Below are 23,381 nucleotides of genomic sequence, written 5' to 3'. Positions count from 1 at the left end.
GGTCGCGGGAGCCGCCCGCGGTCGCCGTGCCCGCGCGGCTAGAGGCGAGGGTCGACGGGCTCGGACTCCAGCGAGAGGGTCGCGAAGACCGCCTCGTGGACGCGCCAGAGCGGCTCGCCCTCCGCCAGCCGGTCCAGAGCCTCCAGGCCCAGGGCGTACTCGCGCAGGGCCAGCGACCGCTTGTGGTTGAGGAAGCGGCCCCGCAGGCGGGCGAGGTTCTCCGGGCGGGTGTACTCCGGGCCGTAGATGATCCTCAGGTACTCGCGGCCCCGGCACTTGACGCCGGGCTGTACCAGCCGGCCCTGCTCGTCGCGCACCACCGCGCCGACCGGCTTCACGACCATGCCCTCGCCGCCGCGGCCGGTCATCTCCAGCCACCAGTCGACCCCGGACCGCACCGACTCCGGGTCGCCGGTGTCGACGAAGAGCCGCCGGGTGGTCTGCAGCAGACCGCTGCCGTCGTGCTCCACGAGCCGGTCGATCAGGGCCAGTTGGGCGTCGTGCGGCAGTCCGGCGAGACTCCGCCCGCGGACCGCGAGGATCTGGAAGGGCGCGAGACGGACGCCGTCGAGGCCGTCCGTGGTCCAGCAGTAGCGCCGGTAGGCGTCGGTGAACGCAGTGGCGTCGGCGGCTCGTTCACGCTGCCGCGTGAGCAGGTCCGCCACGTCGATCCCGCGGGCCGCGGCTCCGTCGAGCGCCGACAGCGCTCCCGGGAACACGGCCGCGGACGCCGCTCCGACGGCGGCGTACTGCGTGCGCAGCAGCCCGGACGCCTTCAGCGACCACGGCATCAGCTCCGCGTCCAGCAGCATCCAGTCGGTGTCCAGTTCGGCCCAGAGTCCCGCCTCGGTCGCGGCGTCGCGCACCCGGCCGAGGATCTGCTCGGTGACGGCGTCGTCGTCGAAGAAGGGCCGGCCCGTGCGGGTGTACAGGGACCCGGTGGGGCCGTCCACGCCGAACCGTTCGCGGGCCGCGTCCGCGTCCCGGCAGACCAGGGCCACCGCCCGGGAGCCCATGTGCTTCTCCTCGCACACGACCCGTTCGACCCCGTCCCGGCCGTACTGGGCGAAGGCCTCGGCCGGGTGCTCCAGGAAGCCCTCGACGTGCGAGGTCGCCGTCGGCGCCATCGTCGGCGGCAGGTACGGGAGCAGGCGCGGGTCCACGGCGAACCGGCTCATGACCTCCAGGGCCGCCGCCGCGTTCTCCTCGCGGACCGCCACCCGTCCCGCGTGCCGGGTCTCGACCGTCCGGCGGCCCTGGACGTCCGCCAGGTCCAGCGGCCGGCCCTCGTGGCCGCCCGGCGCCTCGGTGGCCAGCGGCCTGGCCGGCTCGTACCAGACCCGCTCCGCCGGTACGTCGACGAGTTCGCGCTCGGGCCAGCGCAGCGCGGTCAGCTTGCCGCCGAAGACGGCTCCGGTGTCCAGGCAGATCGTGTTGTTCAGCCAGGTGGCGGTGGGCACGGGGGTGTGGCCGTAGACCACGGCGGCGCGGCCCCGGTAGTCCTCGGCCCACGGGTAGCGCACCGGCAGGCCGAACTCGTCGGTCTCGCCGGTGGTGTCGCCGTACAGGGCGTGCGAGCGCACCCGGCCCGAGGTGCGGCCGTGGTACTTCTCGGGCAGGCCGGCGTGGCAGACCACGAGCCGGCCGCCGTCGAGGACGTAGTGGCTGACGAGTCCGTCGACGAACTCCCTTACCGAGGCGCGGAACTCCTCGCTCTGCGCGTCGAGCTGTTCGATGGTCTCGGCGAGTCCGTGGGTGGGCTGGACCCTGCGGCCCTTGAGGTGGCGGCCGAGCTTGTTCTCGTGGTTGCCGGGCACGCACAGGGCGTCGCCCGAACCGACCATGGACATCACGCGGCGCAGCACGCCCGGGGTGTCGGGTCCGCGGTCGACGAGGTCGCCCACGAAGACGGCGGTGCGGCCCTCGGGGTGCACGCCGTCGACGTAGCCGAGCCTGCCGAGCAGGGTCTCCAGTTCACGGGCGCAGCCGTGGACGTCGCCGATGATGTCGAAGGGGCCGGTCAGGTGGGTCAGGTCGTTGAAGCGCCGCTCGGTCACCACCGACGCGTTCTCCACGTCGGCCACGCCGCGCAGGACGTGCACCTTGCGGAAGCCCTCACGCTCCAACTGCTTTATGGACCGCCGCAGTTCGCGGATGTGCCGCTGGATGACGCGGCGCGGCATCGTGGCCCGGTCGGTGCGCGTGGCGTTGCGCGCGGCGCACACCTCCTCGGGCACGTCGAGGACGATCGCGATGGGCAGCACGTCGTGCCGGCGGGCGAGTTCGATCAGCTGCCTGCGGCTGTCCTGCTGCACGCTGGTCGCGTCGACGACCGTGCGGCGACCGGCCGCGAGCCGCTTGCCCGCGATGTAGTGCAGGACGTCGAAGGCGTCGCCGCTGGCGCTCTGGTCGTTCTCGTCGTCGGCGACCAGTCCGCGGCAGAAGTCGCTGGAGATGACCTCGGTGGGCGTGAAGTGGCGCCGGGCGAACGTCGACTTGCCGGAACCCGACGCGCCGACCAGCACCACGAGGGAGAGGTCGGTGACGGGCAGGACACGCCCCTGGTGGGTCCGGTCGTTCATGCCGCCTCCTCCTTCGCGGTCGGGGTGGCTCGGTCCAGGGTGAACACGGCCATCTGGGTGGGCGGGCCGACCTCGGGGTCGTCGAGCCCGACGGGGGTGAACTCCACCGTGTAGCCGTGCCGTTCGGCGACGGCGCGGGACCACGCACGGAATTCCTCGCGGGTCCACTCGAAGCGGTGGTCGCCGTGCCGGCTGTGCCCGGCCGGGAGGGTCTCCCAGCGGACGTTGTACTCGACGTTCGGGGTGGTGACGAGGACCGTCCCGGGTCGCGCGGCGCCGAACACGGCGTACTCCAGGGCGGGCAGCCGGGGCGGGTCGAGGTGCTCGACGACCTCGCTGAGCACGGCCGCGTCGTACCCCTTCAGCCGGCGGTCGGTGTAGGAGAGCGAGCCCTGGACGAGGCGGACGCGCGCGGCCTGCCGCTCACCCATGCGGTCCAGCTTGAGCCGGCGGGCCGCGATGGCGAGGGCGCGGACCGACACGTCCACGCCGACGATCTCGGTGTAGCGGACGTCCTTGAGCAGCGCCTGCACCAACTGGCCCTGTCCGCAGCCGAGGTCGAGGACCCGGCGGGCGCCGGACGCGTGCAGCGCGGCGAGGATGGCCTCCCGGCGGAGCACGGCGAGCGGTACCGGCTTCTCCTCGGTGTCGCTCTCCTCGTCGACCGCGTTGTCGATCTCCTCCACGTCGGTGTCGTCGGTCTCGGCCAGGCGGACGAGTTCGAGCCGGTCCAGGGCCTCCCGGGTCAGGGACCAGCGCCGGGACAGGAAGCGGCTGGTGATCAGCTTGTGCTCGGGGTGGCCGGGCAGCCAGCCCTCGCCCGCGCGCAGCAGCTTGTCGACCTCGTCCGGTGCCACCCAGTAGTGCTTGGTGTCGTCGAGGACGGGGAGGAGGACGTAGAGGTGGCGCAGCGCCTCGGCGAGCGTCAGCCGCTCCGATGCCAACTCCAGCCGCAGGTAACGGGAATCGCCCCACTCCGGGAACGTCTCGTCCAGCGGCACGGCCTCGGCCGTCACGGTCCAGCCGAGCGGTTCGAAGAGCGCGCGGACGAGGTCGGCGCCGCCGCGGGCGGGCAGCGCCGGCACGGAGATCCGCAGCGGGCGGGCCGCCGGCGGAAGCTCGGGCCGGGCTCGGCACTGGCCCTTCATCGCGGTGGAGAAGACGGCGCTGAGCGCGACGGCGAGCAGCGAGGAGGCCGCGTACGGGCGGTCGTTGACGTACTGCGCGAGTGCGGTGTCGGGCGCGCCGCCGCGTCCCTTGCCCTTGCCGCGCCGGACGAGCGCCACGGCGTCGACCTCCAGCAGCAGAGCGGCCGTGCACCGCTCGGCCGTCGCCTCGGGGTAGAGGACGTGGGCGGTGCCGTGGGCCGTGGAGAAGCGCTGCGCGTGGTCGGGATGCTTGTGCAGCAGGAAGCCGAGGTCGGTCGCCGGGCTGTCCGGGGTGCCGGTGGTGCTGATCGTCAGGAACACTGTCGTCTGCCTCGAAACGTCTTCCGAGCCGCGGAACCGGGGCCTGCGGGCGGGTCGGCGCGCGAGGCGCTCCGCCCGGGCATCGTCCGGTCGCGCGGCGATGGGCGAGCGCGCCCTGCGGGCGTCGCTCCCGCCCCCCTCCGGCCCGCGGCACGGAGCCGCGCCGCACCGGGGAGGCCACGGAAAGAGACGCCGTAACGCGGCGCGCTCCTCTCAACCTACCGCCGAAGCCCCAGGTGGGCGCCAGGATTATTTCCCGCGGCCGAGCGGTCGGTGGGGGCACCGGCGGCGGTGGCCGCCACCGAGCGGTGGCCACGTTTCCCGGGTCTCGCCGTCCCGCCGCCTCCCCAGGAGGGTGCCGGTGGCGGGCGGGTCGCGCGCTCCGGCCGCCCGTGGGAGCGGGCCGGCCTCCGCCACGGAGGGCGGGCACCGCCCGGCCGACGCGATCACCGGGCGGGGCCAGCGGTTCGGCGCGGAACGCTCCCGGCGGCCGGTGCATGATGACTACATGGATCTTCGAGTCTTCACCGAACCGCAGCAGGGCGCGACCTACGACACGCTGCTCCGCGTAGCCAAGGCCGCCGAAGACCTCGGCTACGGAGCCTTCTTCCGGTCCGACCACTATCTGCACATGGGCTCCGCCGACGGCCTTCCGGGCCCCACGGACGCCTGGATCACCCTGGCCGGCATCGCCCGCGAGACGAGCACCATCCGCCTGGGCACCCTGATGACGGCCGGCACCTTCCGGCTGCCCGGCGTCCTCGCCATCCAGGTCGCGCAGGTCGACCAGATGTCGGGCGGCCGCGTGGAGCTCGGCCTGGGGGCCGGCTGGTACGAGGCCGAGCACACGGCCTACGGAATCCCCTTCCCCAAGGAGAAGTTCGGGCGCCTGGAGGAGCAACTCGCCGTCGTCACGGGGCTGTGGAGCACACCCGTCGGCGAGCGGTTCACCTTCGACGGCACCTACTACCAGCTGAAGGACTCTCCCGCGCTGCCCAAGCCCGTGCAGGCCAGGGTGCCCGTCCTGGTCGGCGGGCACGGGGCCAGGCGGACCCCGGCGCTCGCGGCGCGGCACGCCGACGAGTTCAACATCCCGTTCGCGTCCGTCGCGGACTCGGAGCAGCAGTTCGGCCGGGTGCGGGCCGCGGTGCGGCAGGCGGGCCGCGCGCCCGAGGACCTCGTCTACTCCAACGCCCTCGTGGCCTGCGTCGGCCGCACCGACGGCGAGGTGAAGCGGCGGGCGGACGCGATCGGCCGCGACGTGGAGGAGTTGAAGGCGAACGGACTCGCGGGCTCACCGGCGGAGGTCGTCGAGCGGATCGCCCGGTACCAGGCGGTCGGCTCGCAGCGCATGTACCTCCAGATCCTCGACCTCGACGACCTGGACCACCTGGAGTTGATCGCGTCCGAGGTGATGCCGGCCCTCGACTGACACCGGCTGGGCCGGCCTCGTGGTCCGGCCCCCGACGGCGGTCGCCGTCCGGCCGGACCGCGGCGAAAGAGGTCAATCCCGGTCGCCCGTGCGGGAATCCGCGCCCCGACGTCGACGTACTCCGCCACGAGCGGGTGAAAATCCGTCACCCCGGAGTGCTGCACGGGGCCGCGCCAGTGTCCCGGCCGGACGGTGATCGTTGGCTCGGGCGGAGCCGGACCGCCCGGCACCCGTCACCGGCGGTCGCCGGAGGCGACACCCTCGTCAGCGGCCCTCCATCACGGGGGCCGAGGAGGCCGTCGTGACCCAGGAAACCGTGCCCGCGCAGGGCACGCCCGCCCCGCCGAAGGGGCTGCTCCAGCAGATGGAGGAGTTGATGGCGGCCCTGAACGCGGACCTGTCGCAACTGGACGCGGACCTCTCGGCACCGCGGTCCGCGCCCGCGGGCCAGCCCGAACGCGCCTGACCGACCCACCGGACTTCCGTGACGGGGGCCCGCCCCGTCACCGCGCGAGCGCCGTCCGGCGGTGGCGGGCGGCGCACGGCACGGGAACCGGGCGGGGCCACGCGGCTACCCGGTGGCCGACCCCTTCTCCACCACGCGCTTCTCGTCCCGCACCGCCAGGCGCCGGAGCATCTCCAGGACGCGGTCCCGGGACTCGTCCGCCGCGTCGATCGCCTCCATGCACTGCCAGTAGGTCCCCTCGTCGTCCGCGGCGCAGGCGACGGCGACCAGCGCCATGCCCACCTCCCCCAGCAGGCCGCCGAGGCACATCAGCGCCTCACGCGGGTCGCCCAGCTCGGTGAGCCGGGCGGCCCGTAAGGCACCCGCACCGAGCGCCGGAGCGCCGAGGACGCCACAGCCGCGGCCCGCCAGCTCGGTCAGCCCCAGTGCCTCGCCCCGGAGTTCGGGGGGCCCGGAGACCGCGAACCTGCTGCCGATCGCCTGCGCCAGGGAATGCGCCTGCCACGCCTCCGCCATCACCTCCGGAGTGTCCCCGCTCTCCGCCAGGGCCCGTCTGCTCGTCACGATGAGCCGCACCGCTTCCATGCGCTGCCCCCGTCTGTCGCGACGCGCTCGCACGCGTCCGCCCGAACTCACTGGTTCACTACCCAGAGTGAGGTCGGTTGAGACGAAAAGCCAGAGGAAGCCCGAAATCTGTGGACACACTCAGGAGAGTTGACATCTCAACGACTCCGGAGAGTGACATTCCTGCGGTGCGTCGGCGCCCCACGCCTCCGCCGGCGGGAGAGGGCGGGGGCTCAGGAGCCGCCGGGCGCGGGAAACCTCAGCTCGTTGCGGTCGATCTTCGCGTCGAGCGCCGCGAGCGGGTCGATGTCCAGCACCTCGCACAGCTGGAGGAGATAGGCGAGGACGTCGGCGACCTCGTCGCGCACGCGGTGCGCGCGATCCGGGTCGTCCATCACCCGGGCCGACTCCTCCGGGGTCGACCACTGGAAGATCTCCACCAGTTCGGACGCCTCCACGCTCAGCGCCGCGACGAGGTTCTTGGGGGTGTGGAAGGGCTGCCAGTTCCGGGCCGCCGCGAAGTCGGCCAGTCTGCGCTGCAGCGTCGCCACGTCCAGTTCGCTCACGGCGTCAGGTCTACCACCGTCGCGCCCGCGGCGGCGAACTCCGGGACGGCGCCGCTCAGCGCCGCCACCAGCCGGATGTGACCGCGTTCGCACATCCGCTCCGCCAGCCGCACCAGTTCGCCGGCCTGCCGCGCGTCCAGCCCGCGGTCGAGACCGTCGGCGAGGACCGTCAACGACTGGTACGCGGCGGGCACCTCGCCCGCCGGATCGACCTCCAGGACCCCCGGTCCGGTGAGCAGCACCAGGGCCAGCGCGAGATACCGCAGCTCGCCGTCGCCGAGTAGTTCCATCGGCGTGCGGACGCCGTCGCCGCGGTCGAGGAGTCCGCGCACCCGGCCGTCCGCACCCACCTCGGCCAGTACGTCGGTGACGGTCCCGGCGCAGCCGGCCCGCACGGCGGTGACCAGGTGCGCGTACCGGTGGGGGCATTCGGAGCGGGTGCGCCACAGCACCTCCGCGAGGTTCCCGCAGCTCCGCAGGAGCCTGCCCGTCCCGGGCGTGGCGGTGACCCGCATGGCGGACGCGCCCGGGTCACAGGCGTACACGGAGCGCAGGGCGAGCACCGTCTGCTCGGCGGCGGCGAGGACCCGGCGCTCGCCCTCGGTGCGGCCCGCCACGCGCAGCGGCAGCAGCGCGGTGCCGAGCCGGTCGTCGGGCAGCGGTCCGCGGGTCACGGCGGAGGTGCCTCCGGTGTGCCAGGCTGCCTGGACGGACGGGCGGCCCGGGTCGCGCAGCGCGGTCTCCAGCAGGGTGCGCCCGCCGGCCGACAACCGCTCCCCCACGATGCGCAGTTCGGGTTCCGCCTGGACGGCGAGGTCGAGGCGGACCGGGCCTTGCGGGCCGTCGACCGTGCAGCCGATGCGGAAGCCGCGGCGGCGCTGCGCGTCGGGCCGGGCCCGCTCGGGCACGCAGGCGACGGGGTCGGGGAACACCTCCCGCAGTTCGGCGCCCCCGCCGAGCCGGGCGAGCGCCTCGTAGGCCCGGAGCGCGGCTGTCTTGCCGCTTCCGCTGGGGCCGGTGAGGAGGGTGAGCGGTCCGAGGGGGAAGCGGACGCGGCGATGCGTGGCGAAGGCGGCGAGCCGCAGCTCGGTGAGGCCCGGACGGTCGGGGCGCGCCTGCGCCACCGTGGGCGCTTCCGGCGTGGACAGGGTCATATGCGGACGGTACGGCTCCGCCGTGGGACGAACCGTTCCGCTACGGGAAGCTTCCTACGATCGGGGGACGAATCCACCCTCGGGCGGGGCGGGTCCGCCGGATCGTTCGGGCGGGCGCGGGATGGCGCGGCGGGGGTGCGGGCGGCTCGGCAGCGGCGGGACGGCACGGGCCCGGCGGCCGGCCGCGGCGGGCGGCACGGCAGCCGACGGGCAGGCCCCTCCGGGTGCCACCGGGCCCGCAGGGAAAGCGGTTCGCGAGTGGCGGCACCGCAGCGGAACCGCACCGCCCGGGAGGACCGTTCACGGGGAGGCGCCGGGAGCACGGTCACCGGTCCCGCCGGAAAGCGCCGGCCCCCGATCGCCCCCGGCCCGGCAGGCGCGGCGTCAGATCCCGGGGACCCCGGCCTGCTCCATCAGGCCGGAGACCTCGGTCCCCGGCGGGGTCAGCAGGAACACGTTCCGGTCCACCCGGTGCATTCCGCTCGCCAGGCCGAACACCACGCCCGTGCTGAAGTCGAGGACCCGCTTGGCGACGTCGCCCTCCGCGCCGGTCAGGTCGAGCAGCACCGGGATGCCGGCCATCAGGGTCTCCGCCACGTCCCGTGCGTCGGCGAAGATGTTGACCCTCAGGACCACGAATCGGCGCCGTGCCTCGGTCGGGGCCTCGGGGATCGACCGGTGGCCGACCGAGGAGGGCCAGGCGTCCCGGCCACGCAGCGGAACGACCTGGGCGAGCCCTCTCCACTGTTCATCGGTGACGTCGTGGCTGTTCATCGCCCCACCCCGTCCTGGCTCGCACTCGTAGTCTGCACCGGGCAATTCTTACGCATGGTCACCCGTTCGGCTCAACAGCGACACGGTCCGCGACCCGGTCGGCGACCACCGGGCCCCGGTACCTCCGCACCGCGGGCCCTGTCCCTTCGACGCGGCGCATGCGGTAACTCCCCCTCGCCGCCCGTCCGTTCACCGGCTCGCCGCTTCCGCGACCGCGGCGGCGGCGAAGCCGCGGCAATCGGCGACGCCGAAGCCCTGGGACCGTGCCGGATCGGGCAGCGGGCCGCTCACGACGCGAGGGCGCCGCGTTCGCCGCGGGCGGCAGCCCGGTGGCACCGGCTCGGCGGTCGTGTGGGGCGGTCGCCGAGCGCGGCGGCGACGCGGTGGTCGCGTACCGGTGCGGCCGGAGGCGGCCGGGGCACCGGCCCGGGAGACGTCGACCACCCGGCGGCAGATAGGCGTGCCCGGCGCCTGACCGGCTCGGGCGAAGCCGACGCGACGGGACCGGGGACAGCCCCGTCGTGCCGTCTCGCGGGACCGCCTCGGCGCCGCGACGGCCGGCGGGGGCCCGCGCCGTCCGGCCCCCGAGCCCGCCGGCTTCGCCACCGGGCGGGCTGCGGGGCGGGGGCGCCGGCGTGCGGCTGCGGCGCGCGGGGAGGAGCCGGGGACGGTCAGGTGATGTCGACCGCGGCGGCGCCACCCGCGGCCCCCGCGCGGCCGCCACCGGGTCCGCCGCCGGCGTCCGCGGCGGTCGGTGCGGGCGTGCCGCCCCCCGCACCCGCACCACCGGCCGGGCCTCCGCCGCCGGTCGGGCCGCCGTCCCCGGCGGCCCGATCCAGGTGCGGGGTCCCGTCGTCGTCGAGGAACTCGACGACGGCCAGCGCCAGGAGGGCCACGACCGCGATCCAGACGGTGACGGCGGCCGTCGGGTAGTTCCAGACGATCAGGGTGGCGGCGGCGACGGCGACGACCGTCCAGTTCAGCCAGGTCTTGGCCCGGTGCACCCAGGCACCGACCGCTCCCAGGTCGGGGCCGGCGGCGTCGCGGACGGCGCCGATGCCGCCCCGCCAGGCGGCCAGCACGCGGGTGGCGGCCCGGCCGCTGCCGGTGAGCCAGGCGGCCAGGGCCACGATGACGCCGAGGGTGATCACCATGCGGACCGTCGTGCGCAGATAGCGCACCAGGGTGTCGAAGACCGACCCGGCCGCGGGCTGGGAGACCGCCGAGGGGAGGCTGTCGAGATAGATGCCGCGGAAGATCCACAGGGCGATGCCGAGGACGGCTGCCCCGGCGGCCACGGCCAGCGCGGCGGTGACGAGGGCACGGCGCCTGCGGACGGCGAGCAGCACACCCCCGGCGGCCAGGAGGAGGGTGAGCACCGGCAGCCAGAACCCGACGATCTGCAGCAGGCGGTAGAACTTCTTCGCCTTGCCGATGGAGTCCGACGTCATGACCGTGAAGTTCGTGTGCACCTCGGGGATCTTCGCCGCGAGGCCGAGTCCCCTGTCGACAAGGGCCTGTTTGACCCGGTCGATGACCGGCGCGAGGTCGATGACGACGGCGTCGTCGGTCAGCTTGACGGCTCCCCCGCCTCGCCCGGTCAGCGCCTTGTCGACCGAGGCGTGGGCCGTCCGGTTGAGGTCGGTCCACAGGGTGGCGAAGGCGTCGCTGCTGACGAACCGCTCGGCCGTGCTGTGCACGAAGTCGGTGAGGCCGCTGGTGATCGGGCCGCTGAGCGGGCCGAGGAGCTTGGTCAGCCGGGGCCGGTCGGCCGGAGCGACGGAGGTGAGCAGCGACTCGATGTCGACGTGCTGCATGACGGCCGTGGTCACCCGGTCGGCGACGGCGTTCTGCACGTCGGGGTCGGAGGCCAGCGGCTTCATGGTCGCCACGTAGCGGTCGGTGTCGCCGATCAGGTCGCTGGACCAGGCGGCGACGGCGCTCAGCGGGGTGAGGACGGCCGCGACGAGGATCAGCAGGACAGCGAAGGACGAGCGTACCCGGTGCCGGTGGACGGGCGGCCGGCGTCGCTCCAACTCCGCTACTCGGGCACGCAGTTCGGACAGCTCCCGGGAGTCGTCGCCGTTCACTTCGCCTCCTTCGGGGCTGTCGCCCGCAGCGGCGGGCGCCGTGGCGCCGCGAGCGGTTCGCCCGGCCGCGCGGACCGTTGACCGGCGGTCGTCCGGTCGGTCGTGTCATCCATGGCGCATCTCGTTCCGCTCGGTCCGCTGCCGTCCGGTCCCGGTCCCCTGCCGCCCGGTCCGTCGCCGGTCTCGCTCCCTGGGGTGCGGTCGGGCCCGCCCCTCCGCCCACTCCCCGTCCACCGCCGGCCTGCGGGGCCGCAGGCCGGCGGTGGACGGGGGGTTCGCCCCGGCCGGGGCGCGGCCCTCGTTGCGCCGTCGAGACGGCCCCGGGCGGCGCGGGGGGACTCACACGGGGTGGTTCAGTGCGTCTGCGGCCGGCGCGGCGCCTGCGCCGAGGGCTGCGGGCGGGCGGCGGGCTCGTCGCCACGCGGCCGGTAGGTGGCGAGCGCCCAGATCACGAAGATGTCGATCGCGATCATGATGACCGACCAGACCGGCGCGTACGGCAGGAACATGAAGTGGAACAGCATGCTCACCGAGGCCAGCGCGATGCCGGTGATCCGGGCCCACGCGGCACCCTTCAGAATGCCCGCGCCGACGACGGCCGCGATCACACCGACGATGAGCAGGATCCAGCCCCAGCCGGTGAGGTTGATGCGGTAGACGTAGTCGTCCACGCGCGCGTACACGTTGTCCTTGGCGATCGCGGAGATGCCCTGAAGGATGTTGAGGAAGCCGTTCACCAGCAGGAGCACGCCGGCGAACGTGACGCCGCCTGACGCCCAGGCGCTGTCGCCCGACGGGGGCGGCCCGTATCCGCCCGCGGCGGGTGCCGCCCCGGACCACTGGTCGCCCCACAGCGGCATGTCGCCGCCGCTCGGCTGGGATCCGGTGCCGCCGCCGGGCGGCGGGGTCGGGGGCTGCGAAGCGTCCTGGCTCATGCTCGACCACCTCGTTGCGCTGTCGGCCGCTGGCCGCCCCGGCGCGGGAGGCGTCCGGGGAATTCGAGCGTCCGCCGCGACTCCCCCACGCGCCACGGGGGCGCCCCCGATCGGGTGACGGACCCCGCCACGGCCCGGGCGCGACCGGATTCCCCGTGCCCCTCCTCCCGGTCCCTGCTCTCGCCCTGGCCGGGAGACCTGTTCCCCCGGGCCCGGCCCGGCATGGCGCTCCGGACCGTGCCCGGCCGGACTCGTCAGGTGCCGCCGCCTGCGTCACGCCGCGGGCGGGGAGGACCCCCCGCCGGGGCACCCGCACGGCGCCGGGGCACCGCCGGGCCGTGCAGGTGCCCCGGGATCACGGCGTCACGGCGTCACGGCGCGAGCAGGAGGCGGTCGCCGCGCTCCTTGGCGGCGGCGTGGCGCCGGGCCACGTCCTGCCAGTTCACGACCGCCCACATCGCCTCGATGAAGTCGACCTTCTGGTTCTTGTACTGGAGGTAGAAGGCGTGCTCCCAGGCGTCGAAGACCAGGATCGGGGTCGACCCCTGACCCACGTTGCCCTGGTGGTCGTAGACCTGCTCGACGATCAGACGGCCGCTCAGCGGCTCGTGGGCGAGGACACCCCAGCCGGAGCCCTGGGTCGTCGCGGCGGCCTTGGTCAGCTGGGCCTTGAAGCGGGCGAAGGAGCCGAAGGACTCCGTGATGGCGTCCGCGAGGTCGCCCACGCCGTCCGCCGCCAGCGGCTCGCCACCTCCGTCGCCCGTCATGTTGTGCCAGTAGATGCTGTGCAGGATGTGCCCGGAGAGGTGGAAGGCCAGGTTCTTCTCCAGACCGTTGATCGAGCCCCACGCCTCCTTGTCCCGCGCCTCCGCGAGCTGCTCCAGCGTGTCGTTCGCGCCCTTCACGTACGCCGCGTGGTGCTTGTCGTGGTGGAGTTCGACGATCTGGGGGTCGATGACCGGTTCCAGCGCCGCGTAGTCGTAGGGAAGCTCCGGGAGCGTGTACACCGCCATGTCCAACATCCTCCGCTGTTATTGCAACCAATGTGCAGGTGCACGCTAGCAGTAACAGGGACCGTGCATCAGGAGGGGCGCCGACGGACCGCTTCGGGACAGCACCGGGCAGGTGTGGATGCGGGGTTCGCGCAGCCCTCGGGGCCACGGCCCGGCGGAAGGCGGTGGGAGCGGGACGGCGGGCGGGAGATCAGCGACCGGAGGTGGGCGGCGGGAGCGAGCGGGGCCCGCCCGGCGCCGAGTTGCCCGACGACGACGGGACCCCGCGCCCGGGTCGGGCCGCCCGGGACGGCGGCCCGACCCGGGTGTGCGGGCGCGGGCGCACGGTTCCCTCCACCACCGGCGGGTGGCGGAGGCGATCCGCCCCGGGACGGCCCGGGCACCTCACCGACGGGGCGGGGCCGCGCCGTCACTCGCCCGGACCGTGAGGCACCGCCCGGGACGCGAGGTCACCTCCCGCTGGAGACCCCGTAGTACTGGAGGTCCTGCACCGTCGCCGTGCGCCGGGCCGGGTAGCGGGTCGTGACGGCCGCCGCCGTGTCGCCGGAGCGGCGGGCGACGACCTGCGTGAACCCGGGGCTGAGCGGCAGCTGGTGGGCGTCGACCCCGACCGGGGCGCGGTAGGAGTGCGGCACGCTGCCCACACGGGCGGAGACCGACGCGGGCGCGGTGAGGAAGGTGAGCAGCTCGACCTGGTCCCGCGGGGCGGCGGTGCCGGCGCGCGGCCGCATCAGCCGGGCCTGCTGCGCCGCGCCGCTGCCGGAGAACTGGACGCGGGAGGTGACGTACACGGTGTCGCGCACGATCCGCGGCCAGGCGCCCGTCTTGAAGCGCGTGAGGTAGTACGAGGAGATGTCGAGGTAGGTGTGGCCGTTGTGCAGCGAGGGAGCGAACTGGCTGCCCTCGGAGTAGTCGTTCCAGGTGGTGAGCTGCACCCAGTCCGCACCGTCGGAGATGGCGTGGTTCCAGGTCGACCGCAGGGTGGCGGTGTTGCCCGCCTCGTCGTAGACGGCCTGGTTGGGCCGGGCGTCCTGGACGGACACGGCCTGCATCCACTTCTTGCCGAGGGAGTGCGCGAGCCGGATGTCCCCGGGGACGTTGCCCTGGCTGGCGAAACTGCGGTTGCCCCAGGAGGAGAACGCGTGGCTGATCGGGGCGAAGCGTTCGGCGTTGGCGCGGAAGTCCAGGAAGACCGGGACGAGTGCGGTGTCGATGCCGTGCGAGCGCAGTCGCGAGGTGACCCGGCTCCACCAGGCCGGATCCTGGGCCTCGGCCTTGAACGGGGAGACCACGAGACGTCCGTCGGCCAGCCGGTAGGCGGCCGGGGCAGCGGCGAGCCGGGCCAACTCGTCGGCGAGCGTGCGCGGATCGGTGTGCAGTGACGTCATGTCCGGCATCAGCACGATCCGGAACCCGGGGTCGACCCGGTGCGCGGCCCGCAGCAGCAGGTCGACCCGCTCGCGGTTGGGGCCGGTCAGGGACAGGAGGTCGACGGTGAAGCCGTCGATGCCGGCGTCCCGGGCGGTCCTCACCTCCCTTTCCAGGTTGGCGAGTTGCCAGTCGCCCTTGGACGGTGCGACGGGCTCGGGCCGGTCGCGCAGCAGCCCCCCGTAGGCCGCGTGCTTGCCCTGCTCCCCCTGCGGGGTGAGGTAGTTGCGGGTGTAGTAGTCGCGGGAGGCGGGCTGGTTGTCCAGGGAGAGCGGGTACGGGGTGAAGTAGTGCGCGAAGACCATGTGGGGGCCGGACCGCAGGGCCGCGGTGGAGGGCAGGTCGAAGGGCAGGGCCGTGGTGCTCGCCCGTCCGGCGTCGGCGGTGCGGTCCTCGCGGTCGAGGGCGAGCCCGGTGCCCGCGACGACGCCGAGGAGGAGCAGGCCGAAGACCGCTCCGAGCGCGGTGCGCCGCCGCCTGCCGGGCGGCCTGCGGTGCTGGCGCGTGAGACGTGCGGGCTGATCCGTCATGGGTGTCCTCCGCGGACGCCGATGGGCCACCGTGGCCGAACTCTACTGCACGAGCGGCCCGTCGGGTGACGTTCCGTCACAGGACGGGCGACCGTGCGTGATCATCGCGGTGCGGTCAGGAGGTGGTGGCGCCGAGCCGGTCCACGTCGTGGGACTGGAGGTAGACGTCGAGGGAGTCCTCGCGCATCGCCCGCCACAGGTCGCCGCCGGAGGTCTGGTCGAGCAGGACCACGGACTGCCCGGAGATCATGTCGGTGCCCTTGGCGGGGGCGTTCATGAAGACCATGTTCCCGGGCCGGACCTTCTTGTTGTCCCACAGCAGGTCGCGCAGGTCCCCGTCGCCGAGGCGGTCGTCGACGCTGACGGCGGCCGTCAGATCGTCCAGCACCTCGCCGGCCTTGACCGGGTTGCGGAACGTGGAGGGGCGCATGACCTTCGCCAGCAGGGTGCGCAGGAAGTACTGCTGACGGTGCGTCCGGTCGAAGTCGCCGCGGGCGAGGTGGTGGCGCTCACGCACGTAGGTGAGGGCCTCGGTGCCGTTCATGTGGCGGGAGGCGCCGTCCACGACGAGGTCCACGCCGCCCACGGAGTCGGTGAGCTTCTTGAAGCCGTCCCAGTCGATGACCGCCAGGTGGTCGATCCGTACCTCGGTGAGCCGCTGGACGGTGTCGATGAGCAGCGGCGGACCGCCCCACGAGAAGGAGGCGTTGAGCTTCGCCTTGCCGTGTCCGGGGATGTCCACCCACGCGTCGCGGGGCAGCGAGACGACATAGGCGCCGGAGTGGTCCGCCGGAAGGTGGACCAGCATCATCGTGTCGCTGCGCTGGGCGCCGTACTTCCACTCGGGAGCCTTGGCGTCGCGGCCGGTGGTGGGCAGGTCGGAGCGGCTGTCGACGCCGACGAGCAGGAACGTCTGGCCGCCGTCGGAGGCGGCGGGCCGGTCCGCCACGGGCACCTTCGGGAAGACACCCGAGATGCGGTCGACCTTCCCGGTGTAGTGGTCGACGGCCCACCAGGCCGTGCCGCCCATGAGGAGCAGGGCCACCGCGAACAGCACGGCCGCCCCGAGGAGCACCCGCCTGGTGCGGCTCCTGCGGGGACGCCGCGGAGCCCGCGCCGCGTCCGCCGGAGCATCGTCCTCCGTCGCTCCGGTGCCGCCCGGGCGACCCTCGTCGCTCACCGGGCCGGATACGTCCGGGCCGGCTCCGGACGCGCCGTCATGCCGGCCCACCCCGGTGGCCCGGCCCGTCGCATCGGCCTCGGCCGTGTCCCTGTCCCCCATCGCCCACCCCCACATCACCCCGGTACGGCCCCTTCCGCACCGGGCGCACACTGTAGCCAGCACGTTCGAACATCGTACGGGTTTCCGGATGTTCGGCACCGCGCGTGGTCAACGGGCCGCCGCGGAGAGCGATTTCGTACGGCTCGGCACTTCTCGGTGACGTTCACGTAAACGCTCACATGCGTACACAAGTTTGCCGTACTGTTCACCGTCGTGCCGCATGTTCGACGAAAGAGCGTTCGCGACATCCGGCGACTCGTGCAGCCGAATGTGCCTGGGGGGGTACATGTGGGATGTTCAGGCCACTGAATCCGACAGATCACGCAAAGCGCGCTCGCGGGCGCGCTCTTCCGTTTGGATGGGACGCAAGTCCCGTTGGTATCTTCCCGCGTCGCTGATCACCGACCTCGTCGGCGCGGGCGTACCGGTCACCGTCATGTTCTCCGCCACGCGACAGCCGTGGCCGGTGCCGAGCGGCATCGTGGCCGGACTGGCGTGGGCGGGCGTCCAGTTGTTCCGTTCGCGGTACGCCGCCCGCACCATCGGGGAGAGCCGCGGCGCCCTGCCGGTGCTGCACGACTGGTTCATCCTGCTCGGCGTTCTCGCCGTGGTGCACGCCTCGGCCGGCATCCGGCTCCGGGCGCCGCTCTGCCTGCTGGCCCTGCTGCCGGCCCTGCTGCTGACGCTGGTGTGCCGCAAGGCGGTGCACCGTCACCTCGCCGCCGTGCGGCGCAACGCCCAGGCGGTGATCAAGGTCCTGGTGGTGGGCGAGCCCGCCGCCGCGGCCGGGGTCACCGCGCATCTCGCCGCACGCACCGACCACCCCTATGTCGCGGTGGGCGCCGTACCGGTCGGCCCGGGCCCCTTCGACTCGGGCATCCGCACCTGGGAGCGGCTCTCCGCCACCGCGCCGGAGGCTCCGGCCGAGGACGCCAACCTGGTGATCAGCGCCGTGCACCGGCTCGGCGCCGACCTGGTGCTGGTCGTACCGGGCGCGGCGACCTCCGGCGAGCGGCTGCGCCGGCTCTCCTGGGGGCTGCACGACGCCGGCGTCGAACTCTTCGTCGCACCCGGCCTGGTGGAGGTCTCCGTCAAGCGGCTGGAGACCGGCTCGGCGGGCGGGATGTCACTGCTGCGCGTCGCGCCTCCGGTCCGGGAGGGCATGCAGCCGCTGCTCAAGGGGGCACTGGACCGCGGCGTCGCGCTGCTCGGGCTGCTCGTCCTGACGCCGGTGCTGCTGCTGGTGGCGGGCGCGGTGAAGCTGTCGTCCCGCGGACCGGTGCTGTACCTGCACGAACGCATCGGCCGGTCGGGCCGGGCCTTCGTGATGTGGAAGTTCCGCACCATGCGGGTCGGCTCCGACCGGCTGAAGGCCGAACTGGCCGCGGAGAACGAGAACGACGGGCTCATGTTCAAGATGCGCCGGGACCCGCGGGTCACCCGGGTCGGCCACTGGCTGCGGCGCACCTCGCTGGACGAACTGCCTCAGCTCGTGAACGTCCTCAAGGGGGACATGTCCCTGGTCGGGCCGCGTCCGCCGCTCGCCGACGAGGTGGCGCACTACACGCCGGTGGAATGGCGCCGGCTCAGCGTGCGGCCGGGGATGACCGGGCTGTGGCAGATCAGCGGGCGCTCGGACCTGTCCTGGGACGAAACGGTTCAGCTGGATCTCAGCTATGTCGACAACTGGTCCTTCACCAGTGACGTCGACGTCATGGCCCGCACCTTCCGCGCCGTCGTCGACGGCCGCGGGGCGTACTGAGAGGGCCGCCCGTGAGAGCACAGTTCCCCGGCGCGCGGCGCGCGCCGGGGTCCGGCGACCGGTCGGGCCCGTCAGCCGCCGAGGCCGTCGCGCCAGTGGGCGTAGGTGGCGGCGATCCCGTCCCGCAGCGGGACGGCCGGCTTCCATCCGAGGTCCGCGAGCCGGGAGATGTCGAGCAGCTTCCGCGGAGTGCCGTCGGGGCGGCTGGTGTCCCAGCCGATCCGGCCGGTGAAGCCGGTCACCTCGGCGACCGTCGCGGCGAGTTCGCGGATGGTGAGGTCGCTGCCGCAGCCGACGTTCACCGGCTCGTCGCCGTCGTAGGAGCGCAGCAGCAGGGCGCAGGCCGCGGCGAGGTCGTCCACGTGCAGGAACTCCCGGCGCGGGGTGCCGCTGCCCCACAGCACGACCTCCTCCCGCCCGTCGGCCGCGGCCTCGTGGAAGCGGCGGATCAGGGCGGGCAGGACGTGCGAGGTCTCCAGGTCGAAGTTGTCGCCCGGTCCGTAGAGATTGGTCGGCATGGCGCTGATGTAGGAGGCGCCGTACTGGCGGCGGTAGGACTGCACCTGGACGATGCCGGCGATCTTCGCGAGGGCGTACGCCTCGTTGGTGGGCTCCAGCGGTCCGGTGAGCAGGGCGTCCTCGGCGATGGGCTGCGGAGCGTGCTTCGGGTAGATGCACGACGACCCCAGGAAGAGCAGCCGGCCCACGCCGGCGGCGTGGGCGCCGGCTATCACGCTGAGCTGGATCCGGAGGTTCTCCTCCAGGAACTGCACCGGCTGGGTGCTGTTGGCCATGATCCCGCCGACCTTGGCGGCGGCGAGCACCACGGCGTCGGGTCGCAGGTCGGCCAGGTACGCCGCGGTGCCCGCGGCGTCGCGCAGGTCGAGTTCGGCGCGGGTGCGGGTGAGCACCTCGTGCCCGTCGGCGGTGAGCCGGCGGGCCACGGCGGAGCCCACCAGGCCACGGTGGCCGGCGACGAAGACACGGGCGCGTTCGGGCAGCAGCGATGCGGTCATAGGCCGGATCATGCCAGGCCGCGGGCGGCCGGAACTGCCGTACCGGCAACTCAGGCGATATTTCCTGTAGTTCACGACATGCGACCCGCGCACCGCGGGCGCACGGACCGGAGCCGCCCGCGGGGCGGGTCCGGCAGGGAGGGGAACACCGCATGACCAAGACCGCGCTGATCACCGGCGTGACCGGGCAGGACGGCTCGTACCTGGCGGAGCTGCTGCTGTCGAAGGGCTACCGGGTGCACGGCCTGGTGCGGCGGTCGTCCAGCTTCAACACCGAGCGGGTCGACCACATCTACCAGGGCCCCCAGGAGGCCGAGCGGCACTTCGTGCTGCACCACGCCGACCTCTCCGACGGGGTGGCGCTGGTGAACCTGCTGCGCGAGATACAGCCCGACGAGGTGTACAACCTGGGCGCGCAGTCGCATGTGCGGGTCTCCTTCGACGCCCCGCTCTACACCGGTGACGTGACCGGTCTGGGCGCGCTGCGGCTGCTGGAGGCGATCCGTGCGAGCGGGGTGGAGACGCGCATCTACCAGGCGTCGTCCTCCGAGATGTTCGGCTCGACCCCGCCCCCGCAGAACGAGGACACTCCCTTCCACCCGCGCAGCCCGTACGGCGCGGCGAAGGTGTTCGGCTACTGGACGACCGTCAACTACCGCGAGGCGTACGGGATGTTCGCGGTCAACGGCATCCTGTTCAACCACGAGTCGCCGCGGCGCGGCGAGACGTTCGTGACCCGCAAGATCACCCGGGCGGTGGCCCGCATCAAGGCCGGCCTCCAGGACCGACTCTACCTGGGCAACCTCGACGCGGTCCGCGACTGGGGCTACGCGCCGGAGTACGTCGAGGCGATGTGGCGGATGCTCCAGCACGACGAGCCCACGGACTACGTGGTCGCCACCGGAGTCCCCGCGACCGTCCGGCAGTTCGTGGAGACGGCCTTCGCCCACGCCGGGCTCGACTGGAACGAGCACGTGCGCTACGACCCCAAGTACGAGCGCCCCAGCGAGGTGGACGCGCTGATCGGCGACGCCTCCAAGGCCCAGCGGCTGCTGGACTGGAAGCCGCAGGTCCTGGTCGAGGAACTGGCGCGGATCATGGTCGACGCCGACGTGCGGCAGGTGGAGCGTCAACTCGCGGGAGCCGCCGTGCGCATCGACCGCTGACGGCGGCCGGCCGCAACGGACTCCGGCCGTCCGGGCGGACGGCCGGGTGTGTTGGGCGAGTTCCGACGGACGCCACGGGTTCGCCGTGAACACGTCGAAATTTCCCACCAGATGAGTCAAGTGCGTTCCATGGGGTGTCATGTACTCGTATGGTTCGCGAGCAAACAGTTCACGCGGCCCGGGCGGATCAGGGGAAACACCGCCGGGCACGCCGAGGCAATGGGTCCGCGAACGGGCCCGGAAGCCGGGGGGTTCATGCACAGATCCAGAGGGCTCAGCGCCGCCCTCGTCCTTTCCACCGCGGCAGGTCTGGGCCTGGTGGCCCTGCCGCAACCGGCCGCAGCGCTCACCGCGCCGGTCGCCTTCACCGCCGACGACCTGCCGACGTGGCAGACCAACGGCATCGTGTGGGCGCTGGCGGAGGCGGGCGGCACGGTCTTCGCCGGCGGCACCTTCTCGCAGGTGCGCCCGCCCGAGGGGGGCAGCGGCACCGCGCAGAACGCGGTGAACTTCGTCGCGCTGAACGCGGCGACCGGCAACCCCACGTCCTGCACCCTGTCCTTCACGGTCGGCAGCGGCAGCGCGACCGTCCGCGCGCTCGCCGTGTCCCCGGACAAGAAGACGCTCTACGCCGGCGGTTACTTCGGTGCCGTCAACGGCACGCAGGTGAGCAGCCTCGCCGCGATCGACATCGCCACCTGCACGCCCAAGGCCGACTTCCACCCGAGCGTCCCCGCCACCGTGCGGGCCCTCGCCGTCACGGACGACACCGTCTACCTGGGCGGCGACTTCACCTCGGTCGGCGGAGACCCGCACGCGCGGTACGCGGCGGTGGACGCCACGAGCGGCGCCGTCAAGTCCTTCCAGGCCGACGTGGACGAGCCCGGCCGAGCCGTCGCGGTCACCCCGGACGGCAGCAAGGTGATCCTCGGCGGCGACTTCTTCACCGTCAACGGAGCGAGCTCGCACGCGCTGGCCGTCGTCGACTCCGGCACGGGTGCCAACGTCCGCACCTACCCCGGCTTCATCGAGAACAACTCGGTGGTCAAGGGTCTCGACACGGACGCCACCGGCTTCTACACCGGCAACGAGGGGACCGGCGGCGGCGTCTTCGACGGCCGTATCGCCGTCGACCTCAACACGCTGAACCAGCGCTGGCGGGACACCTGCCTGGGTGCCACCCAGGCCGTCAAGTCCTACCAGGACGTGGTGTACAGCGCCTCGCACGCGCACGACTGCTCCAGCGTCGGGGAGTTCCCCGACGGGCGCCGTCACCACCTGCTGGCCGAGCCGACCTCCGGCACCAACAAGCTGGGCTGGTTCCCGGACACCAACGACGGTCTGGGCGAGGGCATCGGCCCGCGCGCGATGGCCGTCTCCGAGACCGGCGGCAACAAGTACATGTGGGTCGGCGGCGAGTTCACCACCGTCAACGGTGCGGCTGCCCAGGGCCTCACGCGCTTCGCGTCGAGCCCGGACGTCGGCGCCCCGACGGTTCCCGCGGTGGGCGCGGAGTCGGTGAAGCCCACGGAGACGCACGTGCGCTGGCGCTCCAGCCTGGACACGGACGACACCAAGCTGACGTACAAGGTGTACCGCAACGGCGGCTCCACACCGGTGTACACGGTCGACGGCGACTCGGTCGAGTGGTCGCGCCCGCAGCTGTCGTTCACCGACACCGACGTGAACCCCGGTTCGACGTACAGCTACCGGGTGACCGCGACCGACGGCGCGGGCAACGCCTCGGGGCTGTCCGCGACGGCCACGGTGACGGTGCCGACGTCCGCCCAGAAGTACCCGGCCAAGGTGCTCGACGACGGCGCCGACCTCTACTGGCGCTACGACGAGTCCGGCACGCCGTTCGTCGGCGACACCTCGTCCGGCGACCAGAGCGGCATCCACGTCAACGGGCCCTCGCTGCGCCAGACCCCGGCGGCCGTGACCGGTCCCTCCACCGCGATCGGGTTCGACGGCACCGACCAGATCGTCTACAGCGACAAGCGGACCACCGTGCCGAGCCAGTACTCGATCGAGACCTGGTTCAAGACGACGACCACCCGCGGCGGCAAGCTCGTCGGCTTCGGCAACAACACCACGCGAGCCAGCGGCAACTACGACAAGCACGTCTACATGCGCAACGACGGCCGGCTGGTCTTCGGCGTGTGGACGGGCACGGCCCGCACCATCACCACGCCCGCGAGCTACAACAACGGCTCCTGGCACCACGTCGTCGCCACCCAGGGTTCCTCCGGGATGGCGCTGTACGTGGACGGTGCCCAGGTGGGCACGCTCAACGAGTCCAACAGCCAGTCCTACAGCGGCTACTGGCACGTCGGCGGCGACAACCTGAACGGGTGGCCGAACCAGCCGTCCAGCAACTACTTCGCCGGCCAGATCGACGAGACGGCCATCTACCCGTCGGTGCTGAGCGCGGCCCAGGTGCAGAGCCACTTCACCCTGGCCTCGGCTCCGGCGGACAGCGTGCAGACCGTCCGCGCCACGGACGACACGTACGTCAACGCCGGTGCTCCGAGCGCCACCTACGGCTCTTCCAGCTCGCTGGCGGTGCGCGGCAGCTCGGCCTACGAGTCGTACCTGCGCTTCGACCTGCCGGCGGCCCCGGCCGGAACCGTGCTCAAGAGCGCGCGGCTGGCGGTGAAGACGACCACGCTGAGCAGTGCGGGCAGCACGGACGACATCGCCGTGCGGCCGGTCACCGGCAGCTGGACGGCGGCCGGGACGACGTACTCCACCCGTCCCACCGTCTCCGCGACGTCGGTGGGCACCCTGAGCGGGGCCACCGACCTGTCGACGGTCTACTCGGCCGCGCTCGACACCTCGGCGCTCTCCCCCGCCCTGGGTGGCGCATACGACCTGGCGCTCACGAGCACCGGGACGGACGCGCTGTGGCTGTGGTCCAGCGAGGCGTCGGCGGCGGAGAACACCCCGCAGCTGGTGCTGACCTTCGGGGCGCCGTAACCCTCACGGCGTTCCCGTGGGCGGGGGGGGGGGGGCGGGGTGGGGGCGGGGGCCCCCCCCCCCCCCCCCCCCCCCCCCCCCCCCCCCCCCCCGGCCGGCCCCCCCCCCCCCCCCCCCCCCCCCCCCCCCACCACACCCCCCCACCGGCGGTAAACCCCCCCCCCACGCCCACC

17 protein-coding genes are annotated in these 23,381 nt (G+C 73.4%); 5 read left to right on the top strand and 12 right to left on the bottom strand.

Annotation, left to right across the window (positions count from 1 at the left end):
* Positions 1–38 precede the first annotated feature (38 nt).
* Together ACGFS9_RS25140 and ACGFS9_RS25135 are read right to left on the bottom strand one after the other, a co-directional pair.
* On the bottom strand, positions 39–2,582 hold the full coding sequence (locus tag ACGFS9_RS25140) for a polynucleotide kinase-phosphatase (protein ID WP_393256366.1): 2,544 nt from the start codon (positions 2,580–2,582) through the stop codon (positions 39–41).
* Positions 2,579–4,051: a 3' terminal RNA ribose 2'-O-methyltransferase Hen1 gene (locus ACGFS9_RS25135; protein WP_393256364.1), complete on the bottom strand. Its 1,473-nt coding sequence runs from the start codon at positions 4,049–4,051 to the stop codon at positions 2,579–2,581. Before ACGFS9_RS25135 ends, ACGFS9_RS25140 begins: the two co-directional genes overlap by 4 nt.
* Positions 4,052–4,559: 508 nt before the next feature.
* Between ACGFS9_RS25135 and ACGFS9_RS25130 the strand changes: the two genes are divergently transcribed.
* Both ACGFS9_RS25130 and ACGFS9_RS25125 read left to right on the top strand, forming a co-directional pair.
* Positions 4,560–5,483, top strand: coding sequence for an LLM class F420-dependent oxidoreductase (locus tag ACGFS9_RS25130; RefSeq protein ID WP_393256362.1), 924 nt, complete (start codon positions 4,560–4,562; stop codon positions 5,481–5,483).
* Between the two features lie 301 nt (positions 5,484–5,784).
* Complete coding sequence (locus ACGFS9_RS25125; protein ID WP_393256361.1) at positions 5,785–5,949, top strand: hypothetical protein; 165 nt, start codon at positions 5,785–5,787, stop codon at positions 5,947–5,949.
* Between the two features lie 105 nt (positions 5,950–6,054).
* On the opposite strand, the gene ACGFS9_RS25120 is transcribed toward ACGFS9_RS25125, so the two are convergent.
* From ACGFS9_RS25120 to ACGFS9_RS25080, 9 genes are all read right to left on the bottom strand, one after another.
* On the bottom strand, positions 6,055–6,534 hold the full coding sequence (locus ACGFS9_RS25120; RefSeq protein ID WP_393256359.1) for a DUF6099 family protein: 480 nt from the start codon (positions 6,532–6,534) through the stop codon (positions 6,055–6,057).
* Positions 6,535–6,746: 212 nt separating this feature from the next.
* Positions 6,747–7,079 (bottom strand): nucleotide pyrophosphohydrolase, encoded by a 333-nt coding sequence (locus tag ACGFS9_RS25115; RefSeq protein WP_393256357.1) that lies wholly within the window; start codon positions 7,077–7,079, stop codon positions 6,747–6,749.
* On the bottom strand, positions 7,076–8,233 hold the full coding sequence (locus ACGFS9_RS25110) for an AAA family ATPase (RefSeq protein ID WP_393256355.1): 1,158 nt from the start codon (positions 8,231–8,233) through the stop codon (positions 7,076–7,078). Before ACGFS9_RS25110 ends, ACGFS9_RS25115 begins: the two co-directional genes overlap by 4 nt.
* 384 nt (positions 8,234–8,617) lie before the next feature.
* Complete coding sequence (locus tag ACGFS9_RS25105; protein WP_393256353.1) at positions 8,618–9,007, bottom strand: cell division protein SepF; 390 nt, start codon at positions 9,005–9,007, stop codon at positions 8,618–8,620.
* A gap of 671 nt (positions 9,008–9,678) precedes the next feature.
* A complete protein-coding gene (locus ACGFS9_RS25100; protein WP_393256352.1) occupies positions 9,679–11,097 on the bottom strand; it encodes a hypothetical protein in 1,419 nt (472 codons plus the stop codon).
* Between the two features lie 353 nt (positions 11,098–11,450).
* Positions 11,451–11,957 (bottom strand): hypothetical protein, encoded by a 507-nt coding sequence (locus ACGFS9_RS25095; protein WP_393256457.1) that lies wholly within the window; start codon positions 11,955–11,957, stop codon positions 11,451–11,453.
* Between the two features lie 446 nt (positions 11,958–12,403).
* Positions 12,404–13,045, bottom strand: coding sequence for a superoxide dismutase (locus ACGFS9_RS25090; RefSeq protein WP_393256350.1), 642 nt, complete (start codon positions 13,043–13,045; stop codon positions 12,404–12,406).
* Between the two features lie 449 nt (positions 13,046–13,494).
* Complete coding sequence (locus ACGFS9_RS25085; RefSeq protein WP_393256348.1) at positions 13,495–15,003, bottom strand: glycoside hydrolase family 71 protein; 1,509 nt, start codon at positions 15,001–15,003, stop codon at positions 13,495–13,497.
* 115 nt (positions 15,004–15,118) lie between these two features.
* Complete coding sequence (locus ACGFS9_RS25080) at positions 15,119–16,078, bottom strand: LCP family protein (protein ID WP_393256347.1); 960 nt, start codon at positions 16,076–16,078, stop codon at positions 15,119–15,121.
* A 565-nt stretch (positions 16,079–16,643) separates the two neighbouring features.
* On the opposite strand from ACGFS9_RS25080, the gene ACGFS9_RS25075 reads away from it, so the two are divergent.
* Positions 16,644–18,047 carry an exopolysaccharide biosynthesis polyprenyl glycosylphosphotransferase gene (locus ACGFS9_RS25075; protein ID WP_393256345.1) on the top strand — a complete coding sequence of 468 codons (1,404 nt, stop codon included), beginning with the start codon at positions 16,644–16,646 and terminating at the stop codon, positions 18,045–18,047.
* A 71-nt stretch (positions 18,048–18,118) separates the two neighbouring features.
* On the opposite strand, the gene ACGFS9_RS25070 is transcribed toward ACGFS9_RS25075, so the two are convergent.
* Positions 18,119–19,063, bottom strand: coding sequence for a GDP-L-fucose synthase family protein (locus ACGFS9_RS25070; protein ID WP_393256343.1), 945 nt, complete (start codon positions 19,061–19,063; stop codon positions 18,119–18,121).
* Between the two features lie 152 nt (positions 19,064–19,215).
* Between ACGFS9_RS25070 and gmd the strand changes: the two genes are divergently transcribed.
* Together gmd and ACGFS9_RS25060 are read left to right on the top strand one after the other, a co-directional pair.
* On the top strand, positions 19,216–20,229 hold the full coding sequence (gmd, locus tag ACGFS9_RS25065) for a GDP-mannose 4,6-dehydratase (protein ID WP_393256341.1): 1,014 nt from the start codon (positions 19,216–19,218) through the stop codon (positions 20,227–20,229).
* A gap of 255 nt (positions 20,230–20,484) precedes the next feature.
* Positions 20,485–23,208: a LamG-like jellyroll fold domain-containing protein gene (locus ACGFS9_RS25060; protein WP_393256339.1), complete on the top strand. Its 2,724-nt coding sequence runs from the start codon at positions 20,485–20,487 to the stop codon at positions 23,206–23,208.
* Positions 23,209–23,381 lie beyond the last annotated feature (173 nt).

It is taken from the genome of Streptomyces sp. NPDC048566, from assembly GCF_043199735.1.
Taxonomy (GTDB): Bacteria; Actinomycetota; Actinomycetes; order Streptomycetales; family Streptomycetaceae; genus Streptomyces.
The sequence above is the reverse complement of the archived record's forward strand: the minus strand, read 5'-3'. Positions and strand labels throughout refer to the sequence as shown.